This is a genomic window from Vreelandella subterranea (assembly GCF_900111305.1).
In the GTDB taxonomy this organism is placed as follows: Bacteria; Pseudomonadota; Gammaproteobacteria; order Pseudomonadales; family Halomonadaceae; genus Vreelandella; species Vreelandella subterranea.
The window spans coordinates 52,401-76,611 of the sequence record NZ_FOGS01000014.1 but is presented as its reverse complement, the minus strand read 5'-3'; the positions used below and the strand labels follow the sequence as shown (position 1 = coordinate 76,611).

General features: G+C 57.9%; 22 protein-coding genes. 4 read left to right on the top strand and 18 right to left on the bottom strand.

The features are described from left to right. Positions 1-3: 3 nt before the first annotated feature. The 4 genes from BMX75_RS16810 to BMX75_RS16795 form a co-directional block, all read right to left on the bottom strand. The gene (locus BMX75_RS16810) at positions 4-675 is read right to left on the bottom strand and encodes a hypothetical protein (protein ID WP_092830675.1); all 672 of its coding nucleotides are present in this window, start codon (positions 673-675) and stop codon (positions 4-6) included. A 156-nt stretch (positions 676-831) separates the two neighbouring features. After that, the gene (locus BMX75_RS16805; protein ID WP_092830673.1) at positions 832-4,014 is read right to left on the bottom strand and encodes an efflux RND transporter permease subunit; all 3,183 of its coding nucleotides are present in this window, start codon (positions 4,012-4,014) and stop codon (positions 832-834) included. Next, positions 4,011-5,282: an efflux RND transporter periplasmic adaptor subunit gene (locus BMX75_RS16800; RefSeq protein WP_092830671.1), complete on the bottom strand. Its 1,272-nt coding sequence runs from the start codon at positions 5,280-5,282 to the stop codon at positions 4,011-4,013. The genes BMX75_RS16805 and BMX75_RS16800 overlap by 4 nt, the downstream gene beginning before the upstream one ends. Before the next feature lie 98 nt (positions 5,283-5,380). Continuing rightward, positions 5,381-6,859, bottom strand: a complete 1,479-nt coding sequence (locus BMX75_RS16795; RefSeq protein ID WP_092830669.1) for a TolC family outer membrane protein — start codon at positions 6,857-6,859, stop codon at positions 5,381-5,383. Positions 6,860-7,123: 264 nt separating this feature from the next. Here BMX75_RS16795 and BMX75_RS16790 point away from each other — a divergent pair, with 264 nt between their 5' ends. Continuing rightward, positions 7,124-8,041, top strand: coding sequence for an alpha/beta fold hydrolase (locus tag BMX75_RS16790; protein WP_092830667.1), 918 nt, complete (start codon positions 7,124-7,126; stop codon positions 8,039-8,041). Here BMX75_RS16790 and BMX75_RS16785 read toward each other — a convergent pair. After that, a complete protein-coding gene (locus BMX75_RS16785) occupies positions 8,038-8,781 on the bottom strand; it encodes a MipA/OmpV family protein (protein WP_217639891.1) in 744 nt (247 codons plus the stop codon). The genes BMX75_RS16790 and BMX75_RS16785 overlap by 4 nt on opposite strands. 627 nt (positions 8,782-9,408) lie before the next feature. Between BMX75_RS16785 and BMX75_RS16780 the strand changes: the two genes are divergently transcribed. Both BMX75_RS16780 and cynS read left to right on the top strand, forming a co-directional pair. Beyond that, positions 9,409-10,221, top strand: a complete 813-nt coding sequence (locus BMX75_RS16780; RefSeq protein ID WP_092830663.1) for a formate/nitrite transporter family protein — start codon at positions 9,409-9,411, stop codon at positions 10,219-10,221. 74 nt (positions 10,222-10,295) lie between these two features. After that, the gene (gene cynS, locus BMX75_RS16775) at positions 10,296-10,736 is read left to right on the top strand and encodes a cyanase (protein ID WP_092829891.1); all 441 of its coding nucleotides are present in this window, start codon (positions 10,296-10,298) and stop codon (positions 10,734-10,736) included. A gap of 3 nt (positions 10,737-10,739) precedes the next feature. On the opposite strand, the gene BMX75_RS16770 is transcribed toward cynS, so the two are convergent. The 12 genes from BMX75_RS16770 to BMX75_RS16715 form a co-directional block, all read right to left on the bottom strand. Then, a complete protein-coding gene (locus tag BMX75_RS16770; RefSeq protein ID WP_092829889.1) occupies positions 10,740-11,579 on the bottom strand; it encodes a fructosamine kinase family protein in 840 nt (279 codons plus the stop codon). 61 nt (positions 11,580-11,640) lie between these two features. Further along, entirely contained in the window at positions 11,641-12,594 is a 954-nt protein-coding gene (gene tal, locus BMX75_RS16765; protein WP_092829887.1) for a transaldolase, read from the bottom strand. 33 nt (positions 12,595-12,627) lie between these two features. After that, positions 12,628-14,118, bottom strand: a complete 1,491-nt coding sequence (gene xylB / locus BMX75_RS16760) for a xylulokinase (RefSeq protein WP_092829885.1) — start codon at positions 14,116-14,118, stop codon at positions 12,628-12,630. Continuing rightward, the gene (locus BMX75_RS16755) at positions 14,118-15,605 is read right to left on the bottom strand and encodes a mannitol dehydrogenase family protein (RefSeq protein ID WP_092829883.1); all 1,488 of its coding nucleotides are present in this window, start codon (positions 15,603-15,605) and stop codon (positions 14,118-14,120) included. The genes xylB and BMX75_RS16755 overlap by 1 nt, the downstream gene beginning before the upstream one ends. A gap of 35 nt (positions 15,606-15,640) precedes the next feature. Next, positions 15,641-16,261: a nucleoside/nucleotide kinase family protein gene (locus BMX75_RS16750; RefSeq protein WP_092829881.1), complete on the bottom strand. Its 621-nt coding sequence runs from the start codon at positions 16,259-16,261 to the stop codon at positions 15,641-15,643. A gap of 6 nt (positions 16,262-16,267) precedes the next feature. Beyond that, positions 16,268-17,053: an L-iditol 2-dehydrogenase gene (locus BMX75_RS16745; RefSeq protein WP_092829879.1), complete on the bottom strand. Its 786-nt coding sequence runs from the start codon at positions 17,051-17,053 to the stop codon at positions 16,268-16,270. Further along, positions 17,037-17,735 (bottom strand): HAD family hydrolase, encoded by a 699-nt coding sequence (locus BMX75_RS16740; protein ID WP_092829877.1) that lies wholly within the window; start codon positions 17,733-17,735, stop codon positions 17,037-17,039. The genes BMX75_RS16745 and BMX75_RS16740 overlap by 17 nt, the downstream gene beginning before the upstream one ends. Then, entirely contained in the window at positions 17,732-18,889 is a 1,158-nt protein-coding gene (locus BMX75_RS16735; RefSeq protein WP_092829875.1) for an ABC transporter ATP-binding protein, read from the bottom strand. Before BMX75_RS16735 ends, BMX75_RS16740 begins: the two co-directional genes overlap by 4 nt. 12 nt (positions 18,890-18,901) lie before the next feature. Further along, positions 18,902-19,729 carry a carbohydrate ABC transporter permease gene (locus BMX75_RS16730; RefSeq protein WP_092829873.1) on the bottom strand — a complete coding sequence of 276 codons (828 nt, stop codon included), beginning with the start codon at positions 19,727-19,729 and terminating at the stop codon, positions 18,902-18,904. Between the two features lie 30 nt (positions 19,730-19,759). Beyond that, positions 19,760-20,650 carry a carbohydrate ABC transporter permease gene (locus tag BMX75_RS16725; RefSeq protein WP_092829871.1) on the bottom strand — a complete coding sequence of 297 codons (891 nt, stop codon included), beginning with the start codon at positions 20,648-20,650 and terminating at the stop codon, positions 19,760-19,762. A 64-nt stretch (positions 20,651-20,714) separates the two neighbouring features. After that, on the bottom strand, positions 20,715-22,034 hold the full coding sequence (locus tag BMX75_RS16720; protein ID WP_092829869.1) for an ABC transporter substrate-binding protein: 1,320 nt from the start codon (positions 22,032-22,034) through the stop codon (positions 20,715-20,717). Between the two features lie 180 nt (positions 22,035-22,214). Further along, positions 22,215-23,180, bottom strand: a complete 966-nt coding sequence (locus BMX75_RS16715; RefSeq protein ID WP_092829867.1) for a sugar-binding transcriptional regulator — start codon at positions 23,178-23,180, stop codon at positions 22,215-22,217. A 128-nt stretch (positions 23,181-23,308) separates the two neighbouring features. Here BMX75_RS16715 and BMX75_RS16710 point away from each other — a divergent pair, with 128 nt between their 5' ends. Then, entirely contained in the window at positions 23,309-23,620 is a 312-nt protein-coding gene (locus BMX75_RS16710; protein WP_066318688.1) for a YqfO family protein, read from the top strand. 6 nt (positions 23,621-23,626) lie between these two features. Here the strand turns inward: BMX75_RS16710 and BMX75_RS16705 are convergent, their stop codons facing one another. Next, positions 23,627-24,184, bottom strand: a complete 558-nt coding sequence (locus BMX75_RS16705; protein ID WP_066318689.1) for an NUDIX hydrolase — start codon at positions 24,182-24,184, stop codon at positions 23,627-23,629. Between the last annotated feature and the right edge of the window lie 27 nt (positions 24,185-24,211).

The window sequence follows — 24,211 nt, the reverse complement described above, 5'->3', positions numbered from 1 at the left end:
CCACTAATGATGCGCTAAAGGCCCACCCGCTCCGGACTTGCCTTTAAGCCGGCGCAAGCGCGTGCGGGTTTCGAGAAAGGCATCCTGAGCGACGCTGCGGAACGCATCCTCTTTGGGTAGGTATTTGACCAGTATACGGTATTCCCCTGTGTTTTCTGCTGGCTTATGCTTACCAAGCAACTGCACCTCGCAGGAAGGGTCGTCGGTGAGAATCCCGCGACCCGGTTTTCCTTCACTGCTTGCCTGGGTCACTTGCACACACTTGCCCAACAAGCTGCGGCGGGCATGGTGGCGATGAAACCATGGCCCTACCTGCCGACACAGACTTTCCGCAATTGGCGATGCCAGGGCAAAGCTTGCCCACAGCAGCACCACGCCAATCGGCACGATAAACAGCCCGACCGACAGCCACCTCAGTACCAGCAGTTCTACTGCTAATGTAATACCCGCGGCCAAAACGATCAGCCAACTCAGGGCGACAGTCGTGGGAACACCGGCAAACCCGAGAGCAACCAGTGCGCTCGCCAGGTGGTCATCCCGCAGACTGTCTCGTTCGAAAAGCTCCACAGGGGCTAACCGCAGTAGAACCGATAGCCAATAACACCCGACTAGCGGCAGCAGAATGCTGAACAGAATAAACGGAAAACTGACTAGCAGCTGGCGTACAGTATCCATCGTGAGCCCTCCTACGCTTATGCTCAGTTTATTGAGCTATTGTTCTTTCAGCTTAGCGTTATAGTCAGGCAATAGCATGCAGCAGCGCAGCATAAAAAACGGGCACCAACGCCAACGATGATGCCCGTCAAGGTTTTCCTCAATCAGCGATACCTATTATCCTCGCTGCTCCAAGGTAGGCTGCTCACTTTCCTCTGGGTTATCCCGGAACTTGCGTCCCATCCAGTCTGAAACATGCGCAATCATTGAATAGTAGCTAGGTACAAACAGGCTGCCCAGAATCGCCACCGAGCCCATGCCAACTGTCACCGTCGTACCAATGTGATGACTGCTGACATCGCTTGCACCGGTCGCCAGCGCCAACGGCAATGTGCCCAGTATGAACGCCAGAGACGTCATGACGATGGGGCGGAAACGCAGCTCAGCTGCCGTAATCGCGGCCTCCTTGATAGCCTTGCCCTGCTCTTTGCGCTGCAGCTCGGCAAATTCGACGATCAGAATGGCATTTTTGGCTGCCAGGCCCACCACCACCAACAGGCCGATCTCAACATAGACACTGGTATCGAGCCCGCGCAGCACAATACCACCAACGCCACCCAGGAAGGCAAACGGCGTGGCTGTCAGTACCGCCAGGGGTAACGACCAGCTTTCGTACTGGGCGGCCAAGATAAGAAACACCATCAGAATGCCGAAGACAATCGCCATCAAGGCTGCATTGCCCATCTCGGCTTCCTGATAGGCGGTACCTGTCCAACCCATCCCCCAGTTACTGCCCAGGGTATCGGCGACGATTTCATCCATTGCTTCAATGGCCTGCGCCGAGCTGTAGCCTTCTGCCGGGCCGCCCTGGAACTGCGCGCCCAAGTATACGCCAAAGCGCGATACCACCGCAGGTTTGGCTTCCCGCTCCAGGGTGACAAACTCAGACAGCGGAATACGCTCGCCATCGCCACCGCGCACATACACATGGCTGAAGTCATCCGGCGTGAGGCGGAACTCATCCTCATTTTGCAGGTAGACCTGGAAGTTACGGTTTTGGTAACTGAAGTAGTTAACAAAGCCCGTGCCAAAGGTGTTAGAGAGCGTCGAGTTCAGATCTTCAAGCGACACGCCGTAGCTCAGCGCCTTTTGCTGATCGATATCGGCACGGTAGCCGGGCACGTTGACACTGAAAGTCGAAAAGACCTGTTCAAGCGCCGGGTGTTGGTTAGCCTCTTGCATGACCTGGAGCGAGGCTTCGTAAAGCTCTTGAGCATCTGCCCCACCGAACGACTGCAAATAGCCTGTAAAACCGCCGGTTGTCGACAAGCCCTGAATGGGCGGCGCGTTAAATGCCATGGCTGAGCCGCCGGGTATTTCGGCGCCAATCTGCATGATTTGCCCCACCAGCTGAGTGGCCGTGATGTCACGCTCGGACCAGGGAGCAAGATTGATAAACATCACACCACGGGCAGTATTGACCGAACTCGACAGGATGTCGTAACCCGCGACGGCTGATGAGTAGCGCACGCCTGGAATGGCTTCAATACGCTCGCTTAGTGCCGCCATGTAATTTTCCGTCCGCTCCAGAGAGGCAGCATCGGGTAATTGCACACTGGCAAGCACGATTCCCTGATCGGTTTCCGGCACCAGGCTGGAGGGCGTGTTTTGATAAAGCCACCATGATCCGCCAATCACCACCCCCGTCAACACCAGCGCCAGCACCCAAAACCGCACGAGGACTTTTACAATCACCATGAAGCCTGCGGTAATCGCGGCAAACAGTCGGTCAAACAGGCGCAGCGGTGTGTTCACCGCGCGCATGAACTTGGACTCGCTCTGCTTGGGCTTGTGCTTGATGAAGAGGGCCGACAGTGCCGGCGTGAAGGTCAGTGCCATCAACGCCGAGAACGCGACGGATATCGCGACCGTCAAGGCAAACTGCTGATAGATTTGCCCGGTAAAGCCACCCAGAAACGCAACGGGAACAAAGACCGCGCCCATGATCAACGAGGTGGCAATGACGGGCCCACCGACTTCTTTCATGGCACGGATGGTGGCGTCCTTCACGCTGATATCGTCTTCCTCGCTGAGCACCCGCTCGACGTTTTCGACCACCAGTATCGCGTCATCCACCACAATCCCTATCGACAGCACCAATGCAAACAGGGTCAGCAGATTGATCGAAAACCCGAACATGTAAAAGCCAGCGAAGGTCGCCAGGACGGAAACGGGCACCACCGACATGGCAATGACCGTGAATCGCCAGTTCTGCAGAAAGATAAACAGAATGACGCCAACAATCAGAAAGGCTTCAATAAAGACGGTGGTGACCGTGTTGACCGATGCATCGATAAACAGCGTCGTATCGTAAGGGACGACATACTCAAGCCCCGGCGGAAAACGATCACCCAGCTCCACCATGGTTTCATTAACCGCCCGAGCGGTTTCCAGCGCATTTGCGCCCGGCTGCTGGTTGATAATGATCGGCGTCATGGTATTGCCGTTCAGACGCGCGTCCACCCCATACGACGAAGCCCCTAGCTCGATGCGCGCAACGTCATCCAGCCGTAATGTTGAACCATCGGGATTGGTGCGCAGCGCGATATTACGAAAATCTTCAACGTCGTTTAAACGACCACCCGCCGTAATGGTATAGGTATAGGCACGGGGCTCACTCTGCGGTGTCGCAGCCAGGTTCCCGGCAGGCACCTCGGTATTTTGCGCGCGGATGGCGCTGGCCAGTTCGTTGGGCGTAAGGTCGTACTGCGACAGTTTTTCAGGGTCCATCCAGATACGCATGGCGAACTCACCACCACCCAGCACTTCGGCTTCACCGACACCCGGTACCTGGCGAAGCTCATCGATGATATTAAGGGTGGCGTAGTTCTGCATGAAGACGTTGCTGTAGTCGCCATCCGGCGAGGTCAGTGCGACGAACATCAAGATCGAGCTTGAGCGCAGCTCAACGGTAACGCCTTGCGCCTGCACGGCCTCGGGCAATTGCGAGAGAGCGCCCTGGACCCGGTTATTGACGTTGATCGTATTGATGTCACCTTCGGTACCGATATCAAAAGCGACATTGAGTGACATAGAGCCGTTGTCACTGCTGTTTGAGGTCATGTAAAGCATGTCCTCAACGCCGTTGATGGCTTCCGCGATCGGCGCAGCCACAGTCTGAGCAACGGTTTCCGCATCAGCCCCCGGGAACCGCGCCTGCACGGTTACTGTCGGTGGAACGACACTCGGGTACTGTTCAATGGGCAGCACCCGCATGCTGACGACCCCCACAATGGTCAGGATGATCGCCAGAACCGTTGCAAAAATGGGTCGGCTAATGAAGAAGTTGGAGAAATTCATTGCGAAGAGTCTCCTTCCTCATCGCCTTCCTGCTCACCAACAGCGCCTTGGGCCTGCTCAGCGGCCTGCTCTTCTTGCGCCTGCTGCGCTTCTTCGACGTTTTCGACCACGGCTTCGGCATCGCCTCCAAAGGGTTGCGGGTCGATAGCGGTACCTGGTTCGATACCGGACGGGTCACCCACTACAACACGGTCACCTTCTTCTAGACCCTCGCGCAGGATCTGCCAGGCACCGGCGACTTCACCCAGGCTGACGGTTCGTGAACGCGCCCGGTCATCTTCATCCAGAACGAAGACTTGAGGTCCCATTAACCCCTGGGTGACAGCAATTTCAGGGACGGCATAGACACCATAGCGCTTCAAGCCTTCAATGCTGACACGGACAAACTGCCCAGGCAGGATTTCTCCATCTGGGTTATCAAAGGTGGCACTGGCCTGCACCGTGCTGGTGCGGTCACTGACTCGCGACCCCAGGTAGTCAAGGCGTCCTTCAAGCGTCTGATCATCCCTGCCATCGCGACCCGGTAGCGCCAGGGTGGCACGGATATCCTCTACCGCCATCCCTTCACGCAGCTGTCGACGCAGTGCAAAGGCATCGTTTTGCGGCATCTGGAAGCGCACTTCCAGAGGGTCAAGTGGCGTGACGGTGGCAAGCTCGGTGCCGGACTGCACCAGATTACCCACATTAATCTCGCTCAAGCTGATCATACCGGCGACAGGTGCCGTCACTTCAGCGTAATTCAGGTCAATCTGAGCGCTCTCCAGTGCTGCCTCGGCCTGGGCCACATTGGCCTGGGCGACACCCAGGTCCGCACGCGCCTGGTCATAGTCCTGACGACTCACCGAATTCTGGTTCAGCAGCCGCTCAAAGCGCTCTGCATCGCGCTGAGCGCGGGCAAACTCCGCGCGGGCGCTTTGCAGATCGGCTTCGCGCTGGTTCACCGTGGCGCGGTAGACATCAGGCTCGATGGAGTAGAGAAGCTGGCCTTCCTCGACAAACTCGCCGGGCTCGAAATGACGTTCCTGTAGATAGCCGGTGACGCGGGCCACCAGCGTGACTTCATCGTCGCTGCGCAGCAGCGAAGAGTATGATTTTTCCAGCGGTAAATCCTGCCGGGTCGCCTCGGTCACTTCAACAGGGTGCGGAGGCGGTTCTTGTTGCTGTCCCTGTGCTTGATCGGCTTGCTCTTCCTGGCCACAGGCAACAAGCAGCGCGCTAGCACCTATCACCATCAGCACGCTACGAACGCCGTAAAACATGTTCTTCATTACTTTTTCCCTTGAGGCGCCTATAAAACCGACACAGACTACAACCATACATGTATGAATGTAAATGTTTGGCGGCCTTAAGCGCCGCCGGAGGGTTGTTACTGCTCAAGTACCGGGCGCTCACCGATGTTGGTTACGCTGCTGGAGTCAGCGTCTTCAGGCAATGTAAAGGTCACTTCTTCGCCCTGTAGCCACGCATTGATCTCCTCGACGGCCTCAACGTCCAAACGACCAGCCTGTTGGCGTAGCGATAACAGATTGACGACATAGTCGTAACGGGCCTGAGCATAGTTGGAAATCGCGTTGTAGAGGTTTTGCTCGGCATTCAACACGTCGACAATGTTGCGGGTACCCACTTCATAGCCTGCACGTGTGGCATCCAGCGCGCTCTGGTTGGAAACGATGGCCTGCGCGCGGGCATCCACGGTAGAGACGTCATTGCTGACCTGGGTATACAGCGAGCGCACCTGCTGAACGGTATCGCGGCGCTGGGCCTCAAAGTCGAACTGACTGGCTTCCAACTGGTAGGTGCTTTGACGGATGCTGGCCTGGGTGCTGCCGCCCGTGTATAGCGGCCAGTTGGCGCTCAACCCTATCTGGCTGGATTCATCGTGCCCTCGAATGCCATCGATGTCGTTATCGGCATACTGATAACTCGCGAACGCTTCCAGAGTGGGTAAGCGCTGGGCCTGGGCCACGCCCACAGCGCTGCGAGATACCTCGACACCCGCCTGTTCGGCGAGCACCAGAGGGTTGTTCTCAACGGCGAGATCCACCCAGTGATCGCGGTCGCTAGGCGTCGGCTGCTGGATGGGGTAGTCGTCGCTCAATGCGTCAATGCTGGCATAGCGCCGGCCGGTCAAACGCTCAAGGGCCTCAAAACTCACCTGCAGATCACTCTGCGCGGCAATGCGTTCGGCACGCGACTGATCGAAACTGGCCTGTGCCTCTTCCACCTCGGTAATCGCAATCAGCCCGACCTCGAACTGTTCTTCCGCCTGTTCCAACTGACGCCCAATAGCACGTTCCTGAGCCAGGCGGGCATCGAGAATGTCGTTGGCCCGCAGAATATCGAAGTAAGCCGTCGCCACATCGATCAGCACTTGCTGCTCGGTCGATGCCAGTGCGTAAATTTGCTGATCGATTTCCCGCTCGGCTCGTTCAATCTCGCGGCTGTTACGGGCATCAAAAAGTGCTTGCGAGGCTTCCAGCGTCAGACTGACGCTATTGAAGGGGTCGTCATTGCCCCTAGTGTTGCCAGTACCAGGCCCCACTTCTCCTGCCTGAGTGCCGGTTTGGCTTTCATAGGTGCGGTTATGCGCCACATTCCCTGACGCATTCAGCTGGGGCAACAAATCGCCACGGGCAACATCCCGCCCCGCCTTGACGCTCTGGGTTTGGGAACGCGCTGAGCTCAACTCGGCGTTATTTTCCAATGCATCGCGGGTGATGGTGAGTAGATCCGCTGACCAAGCAGGAACCGCCCATACGGAAAGCAACAACGCCGGAAGCAGCATGCGCTGTGCCGTAAGAGGGCGAGAGGTCTTGAAAGCCAACGTGGAAGGGAGTCGCAGCATAGCGTTTTCCTCATTAATATCCGTCTGAATGCTTACATACATTGTCGCATGTTTTTTGGGCGATACCAGACATTGGTCAAATAATCGGCTTATATTTCACTTTTCTTTACTATATCTCTGGCAGTGTCTGCTTAGCCGTTATTCCTATGGGTTTTTTCCTCCGCCCAATGACAACCGCACCGCTATGCCTTACAGGATGGCTTTAATCGACTATCCTGTACGTCACCATGCTGCAAAGCAGCAAACGACTCACTGAGGCATGCCATGGACCGCATTGAATATATTCGCGTACGTCAGCTCGAAATCGCCGTTCGTATCTGGCATCCCGATGCCCCCAACACCGTGATCGCCTGGCACGGGCTGGCCCGTCACGGCGGTGACTTTGAATCCCTGGCCCGAAAGCTTGGCCCCCAATGGCGAGTCATAGCGCCCGATACGCCGGGACGCGGACTTTCCAGCTGGTCGCTTTACCCTGCCAATGATTACTTATACAGCCACTATGTGACGATCGCGTTGGCCGTACTCGACCATTTCCACATCGAGAGCGCTAACTGGGTCGGCACCTCGATGGGCGGCTTGCTTGGCATGCTGCTGGCCGCTGATGAAAACACCGCCAGGCGAATTCACTGCTTGGTTCTCAATGACGTAGGTCCTGAGCTTGACGGCCAGGCCCTGGCTGAAATGGCAACCTACTTTAGCGTGCTCAAACGTTTTTCGACCCTCAGTGAACTGCAACAGGCGCTTGAACAACATTATCAGGGGTTTGGTACCCTCAGTCGTTTTGAGTGGCAGCAGATGGCACTGAGCAGTGGACGTCGACTGCCTGATGGCAGTTGGAGCTTTCATTACGATCCGCGCATAAGTGAGCAATTCGTCAACGATACGCCTCGCGATACATGGCGCGACTGGCAGCAGATACGCTGCCCGCTGATGGTTATTCGGGGTGAACATTCCACGTTGTTACGTGCCGAGAGCGTAGAACGCATGCAGGTCGACCAGCCGCACATGGAAGTGCTTGAAGCGACGGGATGTGGCCATGCCCCCATGCTCAACGATGACCAGCAAGTGGCTCCCCTAAAGCGCTTTCTGAACCAAAACGGCTTTGCTGCCTCTACTCAAGCAGAAAACCCAGGACAACTGATCAGACGGTGGTGGCAACGTCTGATCCCCCCTCGTGGCTAAAAGTGATAGTTGATCAACGCACCGCCCATGACCTGGGTCTTGTCACCCACGTCATCCACGATCGGACTGTCGGCGGCGTCACCTGTTAATCGGGTAACACCGACTAGCCCTGTTACCGACCAGTCACGGGTCAGGTAATAGCTCAGGCTGCTGTTCAGTCCATAACGTAAATAGCCATCGTTCGGGCGGTAGACGGCAAGCCCCGAGCGAGCGCTTTCTGGGGGCGAAATACCGAACATGTCACGAGTCCAGTCATCGCTTGAATAGGTCAACTCAGGGCCGATCGAAAACGCCATCTGCTCCGACAGCATGGCGCGCCAGTTGGCTTTCAGGTCTGCTTCATAACCATCTACATCGCCGCCTAAAGGGACTTTAGTGGCGGCTTCCAGCCCCCACGGGCCGTTTGAATAACGGGCACGTACACCTGCCGCTGCGCCATCCTCAACCTTGTCGAGCCCCCTTAGCTCACCGTCGTCATCACGGCCCGGCAAGTAAGTGATAAAAGGCGAAACCATCCAGTTGCCATGGCGAAGCAAATTCCAGCCAATCCCATCACGCACGCTGGCGTAAAAGGTATCGCCATACGTGATACTGGCACTTGGCCAGCCACGCGTTTCATTTTCATCGCTGCCCAGATATTCGGGCACGCTGAACACCCCCGCACCAACGCTGCCTTGCCACTGCGCCAACGCGCTACCCGATGCCATCATCAGCAACGTGGACAGCGCGAAATATGGCATAACCGATAGTCTTGAGCTCATGGTTAAAACCCACTGTTGTCATGAAGGTTTGGAAGCAATGCCATAACCAACCAAAGACTGTCTTCCTTGACGCAAGCAATCAACGAAAAAGACATCGCTGACATGGCCAACTGCGCTGGAATCGACGATTCGTATGGCGCAAAAAGGCGCCGTAACATACATTTATGAATGTAAGCTAGCACTCGCCTTCATCTCCGTCAATTCCCCTTCCTCCACCGAGTCAACGCTTATTACAGGGGCAGTCAACGCCTGAACGGAAAAAGGTCTTGCAACAATATTGTGCACACACCAAAGAACTGCCTATCAATGGTGCAGCCTTTATCAAGCACCCTTGCGGCGATCGATTATCAGCCCTCAACTGGCAAATGTAATATTTGATCACCGAAAAAATAAATCAATGAAATAAATCGATTTTATAACTTTCCCAGTCTTCCAATGAATAAATTGGCATGCCAAATGCACCACTCTGTTGGCGAGCTAAGCGCCTGCAATGCCTGGATTGAATCAAAACGCTGACACGACGAACTAACTCAGAAGCAAAGGAACTGGCACTGGATATTCAGGCGCGGCGTCAATTAACCGAAAATGACACAGGAAAACCTATTAATGTCATATCTAATGCCCAGTGAGTTTGTTACCAAGCTGGTAGACCAGGGTGAAGCTAAAGTCTATATGGGTACCCGGGATACGCTTATTCGCGCCTTCATGGCGGGGGCCACCCTGGCGTTGGCGGTTATTTTTGCCATTACTATCGCCACTCAAACAGGTAATTTCCTGATTGGGGCACTGCTTTTCCCTGTGGGCTTCGTCATGCTTTATTTGATGGGGTATGACCTGCTCACTGGGGTTTTTACACTCGTTCCGATCGCCTGGCTCGACAAGCGACCCGGCGTCACCCTTCCACGGATGCTCAAGTGCTGGGGGTTGGTAGGGCTCGGCAACCTCGCGGGTGCCCTGTTTATTGCCATTTTTGGCTACATGAACTTCACCATGGGCGGCACCGAGGAAATCAACGCCGTCGGCCATACCATGATGGAAGTCGGTGAAAGCCGAACCGTGGGTTACCAGGAGGCCGGGCTTGCTGGCTGGATTGTGCTGTTTCTCAGGGGCATGTTCTGCAACTGGATGGTGTCCATGGGGGTCGTGGGTGCCGCTATCTCGACAACGGTATCCGGCAAGATCATGGCCATGTGGATGCCGATCATCGTTTTCTTCTACCTTGGCTTCGAGCACTCCGTGGTCAACATGTTCCTGTTCCCGATCGGCCTGATGATGGGCGCTGAATTCACGCTGTATCAATACATCATGTGGAATGAGATCCCCACGGTACTGGGTAATCTGGTCGGCGGCCTGACACTGGTGGGCCTTGTGCTGTACACCACCCATGTCCGCACCCAGCCCAAGAAAGACCTATCTTGATCGAGATCCATTCACCGAAAGCTGCTAACAACAACAGGGCGTCAAAGCGCCCTTCAACTGACAGGAGAAATCTCGTGGATAAACTTGAAATGCGCCACACCCTGCTTGCCGCCAAAGCGCGCAAGAAGATGAGCTGGGACGATATTGCCAGCGCCGTCGGAATGTCGCCGGTATGGGTAGCATCGGCCTGCTACGGCATGAACAGCGCCAGCCCCGATATCGCCCAAAAGATCTGCAAGACGCTGGATGTCGAGAGCGATGTCGCCGATGCCCTGGTGGCATTCCCGACCAAGGTGTGGGATGAAGCCATCCCCCAGGATCCCTTCATTTATCGCCTCTATGAAGTCGTCGGTGTATATGGCGAGACGCTCAAGGATGTGGTGCAAGAGCAGTTTGGCGACGGCATCATGAGCGCTATCGATTTCACCATGGAAGTCGATAAGGTCGAAGACCCCAAAGGCGACCGGGTGCTGCTTACCCTGAACGGCAAGTTCTTGCCCTACAAGTCTTGGTAACGCTTAACCCTGATAGGCCTCAAGCGCGGCAACGATGCGCTCAACGCCGCTGCGATAGCTCGCTCCAAAGAGCAGCAAATGATTGAGCAGCGGATAAAGTTGAAATAACGCTTCACGCCTCGGCCAATCGGCCGGGGCGTCGCCGTTCCAGTAGGCCTCGAAAAAGCGTTCATCCAGCGAGCCAAAGAGCGTCAACATGGCAATATCGACTTCCGGGTAGTGACGATATATCGCCGGGTCGATAATCGCAGGGCCACGCGGCGTGAACATCACATTGCCCGACCACAGATCGCCATGCACCAGGCTTGCGGGCCTGTCGGGCAGCCAGCTTTCCAACTCATGCGCCTGGCGGGCGATGCGCTCATAAAGCTTTTTATCGAGCAAACCGCGCTGATAGCAGGCATCGCCGAGAGGCAATAGCCGTCGCTCGCGCTGAAAAACACGCCCATCGCCCAACGGCGCATTGGGTTGAGGCGTCCTGCCACAGGCGTTATCCCAGTGCCAGCCATGTTGCTGACCGACGCTTGCGTGAAGCTCTTTGAGGCCTTCACCCAGCCTCGCATTATCGCGTCGCCCCGAGGCTTCAAGCGTCTCCATTACCAGCCAGCTTTCGGAAAGGCCCAGCACCTGAGGGACAATCAGTATGGAACATGCGCCCTTTAACGCCCGTAATGCCTCGGCTTCGCCGCGCAGCCGCTGCGCGTCGTCATGCTTGACGACGACACGGCCCTGTTCGGTATCAAGCTGATAGACGGCCGCAATATCGCCACCGCCAAGCGGCGTTAATGCGCCCTTGGGTGTAAGGTCGAGGGTTTCCAGTAACGCGTCTAGGGCTGAGTCCATTGCATGCTCCTTTGCGCTGAATGTCAGTCTATTATGACGGCCAGCTGGCGGCGACGTCGACTCACCCCAGCCGCTGATGAATGAGCTTTTCCAGCTCGAGCTGGTCATCATGGAACCGACGAATACCTTCAGCCAGCTTGTCGTTGGCCATGGCATCCTGATTGTGGCCCCAGCGGAAATCGGCTTCATTGAGGGCGGCCAATGGCTGACCGTTGCCCGCAGGTGCAGCAATCTGGGGTGTTACCTCCCCCTCTGTGGAAGCCAGCTCTTCAAGCAGCGCCGGGGAAATGGTCAACCTTGGGCACCCCGCCAACGCCAGCACCTGGCCGGTGGTGCGGAAACTGGCGCCCATCACGACGGTGTCGTAGCCGCCCTGGTTGGCCCGCTCACAAACCCCGCGTACAAACGCGACGCCCGGGTCGTTTTCCGGCGTGTAGTCGTTGCCGGTGGCATTCTTGTACCAATCGGTCACACGGCCCACAAACGGCGAGACAAGAAACACGCCTGCATCAAAACAGGCCTGCGCCTGGGCGTCGCTGAACAGCAGCGTCAGGTTGCACTGAATGCCTTCGCGTTCCAGGACTTCAGCGGCGCGAATGCCTTCCCAGGTGGACGCCAGTTTGATCAGCACGCGGTCGCGGGTGACACCTCGGGCTTCATAAAGCTCGATCAGCTCATGGGCCTTGGCGATGCTCGCCTGGGTGTCAAACGACAGCCGGGCCGCCACTTCGGTGGACACACGCCCTGGCACCACGGCGGCGATTTCGCTGCCTACCGCCACCGCCAACCGGTCAACGGCATGGGGTACCTGCTGCTCGCGCGCCCCGCCCGCGGCTTTCACCTGGCTCAGTTCTTCGTCGATCATCGCCTGATAGCCCGGCAGACTGAACGCCTTGAGCAGTAGCGACGGATTGGTGGTGGCGTCCTGCGGCTGGTAGCGGCGAATCGCTTCCAGGTCCCCGGTATCGGCCACCACCAGTGAGTGTTGTTTTAACTGCTGTAATTGATCAGTCATCTATCAATCTCCTTATAGACCGTGTAACTGGGTTTAATCTGTTTGGCCGTGGCGTTGGTTCAGCGCACGATAGTACCGCGAATACGCCGTCTGGTAAGCGGCCACCCGCGCTGGGTCAGGGTCCGCCTGGGATTGGGCATCCAAGGTAACCAACCGTTCACATAGCGCGTCCAGGGTAACCCCGACTTCCCGCTGGTCGCACCACGCGGCCTGTAGCGCCCCACCCAGGGCCGCGGCATCGGTGATTTCAGGGCAGATCACCTGAGTATTGGTGATATCCGCCACCATCTGCCGCCAAACCGCGCTCTTGGCACCGCCGCCAATCAGACGGATTTGGCTGGCTCCCGCGGTTAAGTCACCGAGCAGTTCCAGCCCATACCGCAGTCCAAAGGTTGCCCCTTCCATCACCGCGCGGCATAGATTGGCCTGGGTGGTGTTGAGGCTGGTCAGGCCGAGAAAATCCGCCGAGGCTTCCGGCAGCATGGGCACTCGCTCGCCGTTGAAAAACGGCAGCACGGTCACGCCTTCCGCGCCAATGGGCGCACTGGCCACGCACTCGCCAAAGGCGTCGAGGTCAAGACCGAACAGCTCCCGAACCCGGGTAGTCGCCGACGTCACATTCATGGTGCAGATCAGCGGCAGCCACCCGCCGGTGCTCGAACAGAAATTGGCCACCATGGCGTTATCGCAAACCACCGGCGCCGGTGAATAAGCACACACGGTTCCTGATGTCCCCAAGCTTAACGTAATCAGCCCGGGCGTTATATTGCCGGTGCCAATTGCACCCAGCATATTATCCCCCCCGCCGGAGGACACCACGACATCGTCCGCCAAGCCCAGCTCGGCGGCCACGGCACTTTGCACAACACCGGCAGGCTCATGCGCCTCAAGTAAGCGGGGAAGTACACGCTGGGCATCCAGCTCAGGGGCTATCTCGGCAAACACATCCAGCCGCCAGCGCCGCCTTTGGGTATCGAAATAACCCGTGCCGGAGGCATCGCCCGCCTCGGTCACGCGGTTGCCGGTGAGCCAGAAATTCAGGTAATCGTGAGGCAACAACAGGCTATCGATACGCCGATAAGCGTCAGGATGATGGTCGCGCAGCCACGCCACCTTGGAGGCGGTATAGCCGGTTTGCAGCACCAGACCGAGCTTTTCCAGGCAGCCTGTTTCACCGCCAAGACGTGCCATCAGGTCGCTGTTATGGGCGCTGGTTTCAGTATCACACCACAATTTGGCGGGATACACCGGCTCGCCCTCGGCGTCCAGTGCCACCATGCCATGCTGTTGACCTGAGACGCCGATACCGCGCACCTGGCGGGCGTCAACGTCGGCGCGCTCAAGGGCCTCGAAGAAGGCGCCTTTCAGCGCTGCCAGCCATTCGCTGGGGGCCTGCTCACGGCGACCATTTTCACCTTCGTCAAGGTGATGGGGGCGGCTTGCCTCCCCGCGGATAAGGCCTTGCTCAACATCCACGACCACCACTTTGGTACTCTGCGTTCCGCAGTCGACACCGATATACATTACTGAGTTCCTTTGGACGAGACCAGATCCTCAAGCGTAGCGCGTGCGCCGCGTTCGTGCAGCGATGTCAGCGCCGCAAGATAGGCCGCCAGAAAACGCGGCTGGTCGGCCAGGTCCCCAAACACCTCACGGTTTTCAACAAACGCCGTTGGCTGGGTGCGGTTACGGGCGGCAATTTGCATAAGCGATGCTTTCAGACGGTCAACGATCTCGATCGGTTCACCCTGTTCGTCGATCCCTTCAGCATAGCGTGCCCAGCTGGCCACAACCGCCGCACTGCGTTTGATCTCGCCGCCATCGGCCAACTGCTGACGAATCACCGGCACCAGCCACTTGGGTATGCGGTCAGAGCTTTCTGCGCACAGCCGCGCCAGGGTGTCCTTGATTTGGGGGTTGGCAAAGCGTTCGATCAGCGTCATTCGATAGTCTTCCAGGTCGACGCCAGGCACCGGCGCCAGCATCGGCGACCCCTCTTCGCGCATGTAGCCGAGCAAAAAGTCCACAAAAAGCGGGTCCTGGCAGACCTCATGAGCGTAACGGTAACCCGCCAGATAGCCAAAATACGTCAACGCCTGGTGGCTCGCGTTGAGCAGGCGCAGCTTCATCAGCTCGTAGGGCTCAACGTCATCGACCAGCTGTACGCCCACCTTTTCCAGCGCCGGACGCCCCAGCGGGAAATGATCTTCCAGCACCCACTGCGTGAACGGCTCGCACACCACCGGCCAGGCATCTTCAATGTCGAAACGCTGTGAAAGCTCGCTAATATCCGCCGCCGACGTCACGGGGGTAATGCGATCCACCATGGCATTGGGGAACGCCACCTCCTCGGCCAGCCAGGCACCCAACGCGGTATCACGGGCTTTTGCGTAAGCGCCGAACATGCGCTTGGCCACTTCACCATTGCCTTGAATGTTATCGCACGACATGACCGTAAAGGGGGCGATACCCCGCTCGCGGCGGCGTACCAGCGCCTCCACCACCAGACCGAAGCTGGATGAAGGCTGGGTGGGATGGGCCAGGTCGTCGCGTATTTGTGGATTATCCAGATCGAACTCGCCAGTCACCGGGTGGAAGTTGTAACCGCCTTCGGTGACCGTCAACGACACGATGCGAATCTGTGGATCGGCCATCTGTTCGATCACCGCTTCCGTCGCCGCCGGTGCAAAAAGGTAATCCACCATGCTGCCGATGACCCGCGGTTCAAAGCGACCATCCGGGTGCTTGACGACCAGGGTGTAAAGGTGGTCCTGCGCGGCTAACGCCTGCTCCATGCGTTTATCATCCGACATTACCCCCACTCCGACAATGCCCCAATCCAGCGCTTCGCCGCGGTTCATCAGGGCGTCCAGATACATCGCTTGATGGGCACGGTGAAAACCGCCTACGCCGATATGCACGATGCCAGGGGTAACGGCGCTGCGGTCATATTGCGGGGTCGCAATGGGGGAGCCTAGTTTGCCCACATTGTGATTATTGAGCTGGGTCATTATCGCTCTCCAGGTTAGTCGCGGGGTATGACGGGCTAACGCCAGTATTGATCCGGTGAGAAACTGGCTGTTTTCACCAGCTGGGCGTTGAGCATATCTTTCTGGTGTGTGCGCTCCATGGCGCCTGTGTGGTCCTGGCCCATGGCTAACCAGCGGGCCACCAGGCGCTGCGCCAAGACGTCATCGTCGACATCCAGCATCAGCGACCAGTCAAACAAGGACCGCAGGTCGCGCCATACCGGGCGGTCGAGCAGCAAATAGTTGCCCTCGACAATCACGATGCGTTGCTCAAGGCTGATGAGTCGCCCACCGGCGCGCGCCAGGTCCAGCGGACGATCAAACACGGGGACCGCGACCGGTTGGTCGGCGCGGCGAAGGCGCTCCAGGTCGACACGCAACCCCTCCACATCGAAGGTATGCGGTGCGCCCTTGAGCGGCAGTTGCGCCTCGCCAAGCACGGCATTATCGAAGTGGTAGCCATCCATCGGCACCACACCGGCCTGACCGGGCAGCTGTTCGTTGATTGCGGTACACAGCCGTTCGCTGCGGTAGGACTTGCCTGCACCTGGCGGCCCCGCCAGGGCGACGATATAGCGGGGCATGCCGGTTGCCGCCTGGATGATCTGACGGCTGATGTGGTCGATATCCGGTGCCATGGCAAATCAGCTCATCCAATTGCCGCCGTCGACGTTGAGCGTCTGGGCAACCACATAGTCACTGTCCTGGCTGGCCAAAAAGACCGCCGCCCCGGTATGGTCTTCCGGCCGCCCCATGCGGCCGAACGGTACAGCCTCGCCGACCAGGCGTTTTTTCTCGCCCAAGGGGCGGTTTTCATAGCGGGCGAACAGCGCATCCACGGTTTCCCACATCGGCGTATCCACCACGCCGGGGGCAATGCCATTCACATTGATGCCGTGCTTGATCAGGTCCAGTCCACAGGACTGGGTAAGGCTGATCACGGCCGCCTTACTGGCGCAGTAAACGCTCACAAGCGCTTCACCACGGCGCCCCGCCTGGGAAGCCATATTGATGATCTTGCCACCCTGCCCCTGGTTCACCATCGCTTTGGCAACCGCCTGCAGGGTAAAGAACAGCCCCTTGGTATTGACCGCAAACTGCTGGTCAAAGCTTGCCTCGGTCACCTCGAGCACCGGGGCCAGATCGAAGACGGCGGCGTTATTGACCAGGATATCGATGCGTTCGAAGCGCGCCTGCACCTGGGCCACCATGGCGTCGATGGACGCCATATCGCAGACGTTGAGCTCAACGCCCAGCACCCGCTCGGCAGCCACTCCCTGACGCAGTTGGCTGACCGCCTCGTCAATCGCCGCCGCATCGATATCGGCCACCACTACGCTGGCTCCTTCAGCCAGGTAGCGCTTGGCAATCGCCAGCCCGATTCCCTTGGCACCACCGGTCACCACGGCCACTTTATTGGTTAGCTTCATGGGCTCCTCCCAGGCTGATGATCCCCTGCCATTCGTGAACCAGGTCATTTAGCCCCTGCATGTGCGGCAAGATTCGCCAGGCACCCGCCTGACGAAGTCGCTCCGATTGGCCCTCATCGACATGGCTGGCCCCCACAAAGCCAATCACCCACATACCTGCCGCAGTGGCCGCCGTGACACCGGCCACACTGTCCTCCACGACCAGACAGTCACTGGGGGCTTCTCCAAGGGTCGCGGCCGCCAGTTGATAGAGCGCGGGATCTGGCTTGGGACGCGCCACTTGTTCGGCGGTAAAGATCGGCACATCGCCGAGAACGGCATCCAGCCCGGTACCCGTAAGCGATGCCAACACTCGACAGCGGCGGCTGTTGGAAACCACCGCCTTGGGCAGTGACACCGCGGCCACAGCGGCTTCAGCACCGTCGATGGCAATGAGCTCACGGGCCAACCTCGCCTCGATGGCGGTATCGACCCGCTCCGCCGCATTCGGGGGTAACGGATAGACGCTTAACTGCTCGGCGTGACGCAGAATATTGGCCGTGGTCATGCCCAACGCCTGGCCAAGCGATTGTTCAATATCAATGTCCGGCAGCCAGCGGCCAAGGTGTTCGGCCAGGGTGCCTTCGGCCAAGGCTTCGCTATCGACGAGAACACCGTCACAGTCGAAAATAAGCGCCGTCATACCGACGCCTCGGAAGAGGCATTGTCCCCGTTGGCGCGATTGTCCTCGCGTGTGAGCCGCGCCAGCGGGTGCTGCTGCAAACTCGGCAGGGCCTGACCGTCAGCATCGAACAGATGCGCCCGCTCGGGGGCAAAACCAAAATGCACCGTATCATTGACCCGGTAGGCCACATCGCCGTCGGCCATGATGGTGACGAGTTGGTCAGCCATCTGCACGTAAAGCGAGGTTTGGCCGCCAAGACGTTCCAGTACCTGTATTTTCCCGACCAAGGGTCCCTGCTCTTCCAGGACCAGGTGCTCGGGCCGAATCCCCAGCTCCAGCGTCGCGTTGGCGCCCAGGTGCTGCCCGTCAACCGGCACATGGCGCTCGCCGCCGCCTGGCATTCGGATACCCACCCCGTCGGGCTTGACGCCCACCAGCGTCACGTCAAGAAAGTTCATCTTCGGAGAGCCGATAAAGCCCGCTACAAAGCGGTTTTGGGGATGGTGATACAGCGCCATCGGCGAACCGACCTGCTCGACCACCCCATCGCGCAGCACAACGATTTTATCCGCCATGGTCATGGCTTCGATCTGGTCATGGGTGACGTAGATCATGGTGGCGTCGAGCTCATCATGCAGACGCGCCAGCTCGATACGCATTTGCACACGCAATGCCGCATCCAGGTTGGAAAGCGGTTCATCGAACAGGAAAATACTCGGGTTGCGGACAATCGCGCGGCCAATGGCGACGCGTTGGCGCTGCCCCCCGGACAACGCCTTGGGCTTGCGATCCAGCAGCGGTTCGAGCTGCAGAATCTTGGCCGCCTCCAACACCTTGGCACGCCGCTCCTCTTTGGAAACACCTGCCAGCCGCATGCTGAACCCCATGTTGCCTTCCACCGTCATGTGCGGGTAAAGCGCGTAGCTCTGGAACACCATGGCGAGACCGCGATCGGCCGGACCGACATCGTTCATCCGCTGCCCGTCAATCAGGATATCGCCGCCCGTGGCACTTTCCAGCCCGGCGATCATGCGCATCAGGGTGGATTTGCCGCAGCCTGAAGGGCCGACAAAGACCACAAATTCCCGGTCTTCTACTTCAAGATCAATCCCTTTGATGACCTCGGTGTCGCCAAACCGCTTGGTAATATTGTTAAGTTGCAAGGTTGCCATGGAAAAACTCCTTTACTTGACGGCACCAAAGGTCAGGCCGCGCACCATTTGCTTCTGGGTCATCCAGCCAAAGATCAGGATGGGCGCAATAGCCATCGTGGAGGCCGCCGACAACTTGGCCCAGAACAACCCTTCGGGGCTTGAGAACGAGGCGATGTAGGCGGTCAGCGGCGCCGCCTTGGAGGACGTGAGATTGAGGCTCCAGAACGCTTCATTCCAACTCAGAATGACCGACAGCAAGCCCGTCGAGGCAATCCCCGGCAGCGTCAGTGGCAAGAGAAGAAAGAACACCTCCTGGAAGGTCGTGGCGCCGTCCATGCGGCCGGCTTCGAGGATGTCCTTGGGCATGTCCTTGAAGAAGGTGTACAGCATCCACACCACGATCGGCAGGTTCATCAGCGTGTAGATGATGATCAGCCCAGTGCGGGTATCCAGCAGCCCCACATCGCGGAAGATGAGATAGATCGGCACCAGCACGCCGACCGGTGGCAGCATCTTGGTAGACAGCATCCACAGCAAGGTGCCTTTGGTCCGCTTGGTTGGCAAAAATGCCATCGAGTATGCCGAAGGAATCGCAATCAGCAATGCCAGCAGCGTCGAGCCAAAGGCCACCGCGACGCTATTGAGGGCAAACCGTAAATAGCCAGAACGCGCCTGAACCGCTTGATAGCTTTCCAGGGTAGGTGAAAAAATAAACGACGGGTCGGCAATCGCCGCCGTCTCGGTTTTAAAACCGGTCAGGACCATCCACAGGATGGGGAAGAAAATCACCAAGGCCACCGACCAGCCAAAAACCGTCAGCAGTAGCTTTTTGCTGTTAGTGGAACGTAAGCTTGTCATCACAACACTCCCAGGACACTTACGTGCCGGTTACTCTTCCAGGTTTTTGGCAACCATGCGGACCAGGAAGATGGCGACGATATTGGCAAGAATGATCGCGATCACCCCACCGGCGGAGGCAGTGCCGACATCGAAATCCAACAGCGCACGGATATAGACCAGATAGGCCAGATTCGTCGTGGCAAGACCTGGCCCGCCGGAGGTGGTGACAAAAATTTCCGCAAAAATGGTCAGCAGAAAAATCATCTCGATCATGATCACCACGCTGATGGCGCGCTTAAGGTGCGGCAGCGTGATGAAGAAGAAAATAGCGACCGGCCCCGCGCCATCCATGCGGGCGGCTTCGACCTGATCCTCATCCAGCGACTGCATGGCCGTGAGCAGGATCAAGAGCGCGAACGGTGTCCATTGCCAGGCCACGATAATCACGATGGAGGTCAGCGGTAGCGACGAGAACCAATCCAATGCGGGCAGACCAAACGACTCGGCCAGCCATGCCAGCACCCCATTGGACGGATGCATCATCATGTTTTTCCACACCAAGGCACTGACGGTGGGCATCACGAAAAACGGTGAAATGGCCAGCACGCGGGCAATGCCGCGTCCGGCAAACTCCTGCTGAAACAGCACTGCGAGCAGCGTACCGCCTACCACGGTAATCACCAGTACCCATCCCACCATCAGCAGGGTATTGCCCATGGCCGCCCATAGCGCTGGGTCTGTTAACAGGTACTGATAGTTCTCGAAGCCGGCAAAGCCAGTCACTTCCGGCATCAACAGGTTATAGCGCTGCAGCGAGAACCAGATGGTCATGCCCAACGGCACTACCATCCACAGCAGCAATAGCGTGACAGCGGGTGCTTGAAGCGACAGCGTTCTCAGCCCGCCAACGGTGCGGCCGGAAGCACGTTTCTTATTCATGGAAGTACCTACCAGAATGCACTAGAAAAAAACACCCGAGCACAAGGCTCGGGCGTTGACCGCATCAGTCTAAGTAACCCGCCCGTTGCATGGCACGTTCGGTCGCTCGCTGGGCAGTGTCGAGTGCTTCCTCGACCGTGGCGTCCCCCGTCAGTGCAGACGCAATGGTCTGGCCAACCTGGGTACCGATCGATTGGAACTCCGGAATACCGACGAACTGTACGCCAATGTAGGGATTGGGTTCGAGCGTCGAGTCGGTGGGATCAGCATCCTGAATTGCCTTCAGCACGAAATCGGCAAACGGGGCCGCCTCGATATAGCGCTCGTCTGCGTAGGTGGATTGCCGCGTGCCGGGAGGTACGCTGGTCCAGCCCTCGGTTTCACCGACAAGCTCAACGTAATCTTGCGAGGTCGCCCAGGTAATGAACTCGCGAGCGGCCTCCTGGTTATCAGAGGAAGCCGGAATGGCTAGCGCCCAGGACCACAGCCAGTGCGAGCCTTTCGGCGTTTCGGCAATCGGGGCAGGTGCGAAGCCCAGGCTGTCGGCCACATCGGACTCATCCCCGTCGTAGAGCTTGCCAGCCGCGGAGGTGGCATCCACCCACATGCCGCAATTGCCCCGCGAGAACAGCGCCAGGTTTTCATTAAAGCCGTTGGAACTTGCTCCCGGTGGGCCATAATCATTGAGCAGGTCAACGTAGAACTGGACGGCATTCGTCCATTCCTCAGAATTCAGCTCAGGGTTCCAGTCTTCGTCAAACCAGCGCCCGCCAAAGGTGTTGACCAGGGTGGAGACAAACGCCATGTTCTCGCCCCAACCGGGCTTGCCGCGCAAACAGATACCCGCCAGGCCATCTTCCATGCCGTGCAGTTCACCGGCCCACTGGCGCACTTCCTGCCAGGTAGGCTGCTCGGTCATCTCGATACCCGCTTCCTCGAACAGGTCCGTACGGTAGTACATCATCGAGCTTTCGGCATAAAACGGTAACGCGTGAAGCGTATCGTCATGGCTCAGGCCGTCGCGGACCGAGGCCAGCAAATCGTCTTCGTTATAAGCGTCAGGCAGGTTATCCAGTGGTGACAGCCAGCCCCGCTCTGCCCAGATCGGTACTTCATAGGTACCAATGGTCATCACATCGAACTGGCCACCTCCCGTGGCGATATCGGTCGTCATGCGCTGGCGCAGCACATTTTCCTCTAACACCACCCAGTCCAGAGTAATGTCGGGATGCGCCGCCTCAAAGACATCCGTGAGGCTTTGCATGATGACCATGTCGTTATTGTTGACCGTTGCAACGGTCAGTTCGGTTTCTGCCTGGGCCTGACCAGCGAAGGCGATGGCCGCCGCTAGGCTGGTAAGGGGCAAGTGACGTGCGAGTCGCATAAGGCACTCCTGTGGGCTTGTATTGGCATTGTTATCGCCAGATGCATCTTTCAATTTGATCTTTTTGATCAACCATCGAGCAAATGATCGTACGAAAGCCCAAAAAAAGCAAAGCCAAGACACTTAGACTTTACGCTAATCGATCAGCAAAACAGCATGTTGCGCCGCCACATGCCTGCCTCAGAGCGCGCCCAGTTCTTCCGTATTGACTATGTGCCGGGCTGCCATCTCATCGGTAATCAAGCCTTTCAACCAACCACCTTTCAGAGCCGCATGAATGGCGGGGGCTTTGTCACGCCCACCCGCTATCGCCACCATCATGTGTTTGCCAAAGCGTTCAAGGGGCAGGCTGGTGACGCGGCGGGTAATCGAGCAGTCGATCACCTCTCCCTGTCGATTGAGCGGCCAGCCCAGCAGTTCGCCCACGGCCTCCAAGCCCAGCAGCTCATCGAGCTCTTCTTCGCTGATGAAATGATCCTGGAACAATGTCGCCTGACGATCGATACGGCCCACACCAATAAAGGCTGCCTCGGACTCTCTGGCCACATCGGCAATCGCCTTGAACAGGCGCTGCGAGAGCATGGCCTGTTTCTCATCAAGCGACTCGGCCACTACCGGGGCAGGCAGCAAGAAGCGCTCGCCACCGGTTTTATCCGCCAGCACCATCACCGCGTCGTAGCGGTTTGCCGAGCCATCCCGGGCCACATTGCCCACCAGCGAAACGAAACGGTGCTGAGGGCGCTCAACGCGGCTCAGCGCTTCTACCGCCGCGCGCACCGAGCGGCCTGTACCCAATGACAACGTCAGCGGTTCGCTACGCTCCACGAGCCGGGAAAGCCGTTCCGCCCCAGCCACGGCCAGATAATAAGCAGCACTTTCAGGGGCCTGGTTGTCAGCGGGTACCACATCGCAGTAAGCCAACCCAAAGCGCTCGCGCAATGCATTCCCCAGCGCCATGCAGGTGGAAATCGGGTGATCGATATGTACCTTTACCAGGCCTTCCTGCCGGGCCAGAGCCAGCAGCCGTTGTACCCCGGGCCTTGAGACACCCAGTTGAGCGGCAATGTCATCCTGCGTCATACCGCCGACGTAAGACATCCAGGCAGCCCTGGCCGCCTGATCTATTTTTACCTCAAATTTATCCATTCACCGGCTCGCTACCCAGGTGGTTAAATTGCATCATACAAAGTCAACGGGAAGACCAGAAGTCGCCTATTCGCTAATATGACGATAGCGCAACCCTACACCATGGTGGAACCTGGAGGCGTTAACCTATGTATAAGCTGGCATTTTTTGTCCCCGTTGAGGACGCGGAAACTGTCAAGGAAGCGGTATTTGAAACCGGCGCAGGGCGTATTGGCGACTACGAGGCCTGCTGTTTCCAAACGCCAGGGACGGGTCAGTTCCGCCCGCTTGACGGAGCAGACCCGCATATTGGCAAGGTAGGCGCGCTTGAGTTCGTGGACGAACTCAAGGTTGAGCTGGTTTGCGACGACGACCATATTCAAGCCGCTATTGCCGCGTTGAAACTGGCGCACCCCTATGAAGAAGTTGCCTATGATGTCTGGGCACTGGCCGATCTCTAGGGCCTCTCAGGCACTACCGGCGTAGCGCTCACGGTCTTCGGGGTTGATGGCGCTGATATGCAGCGGGTATTCATGACGGACGCGGTCGGCATAGAAGTGCCGGAGCGTTTGCTCAATGGTGGGAAACGCAAGCTCATCCCAGGGAATTTCGTCTTCCTCGAATAGCGCCACTTCGAGGCTTTCCGGCCCGGCGTTGAAGCCGCCGGTCAGCTCTGCCCGAAAAATCATATAAACTTGGTTGATATGCGGTAAATCGATCAGCGTGTAGAGATTGGCCAGCGCCACCTCAGCGCAGGCTTCTTCACGGGTTTCGCGAGTGGCGGCCTGCTCGGTGGTTTCGGCATTTTCCATATAGCCGGCCGGCAAGGTCCAGTACCCTCTACGCGGCGAAATGGCGCGCTTGCATAGCAAGATCTTGGTACCGCTGACGGGCAAGGTGCCCGCCACAATACGGGGATTCTGATAATGGATGGTGCCGCAGGCATCGCACAGATAGCGCGGGCGATCATCGCCTTCAGGAACGGCAAAACGGACGGTATTGCCACACTGGCTGCAAAAGTTCATCGCGATTTCTCTACGGCTGCTGGGAAA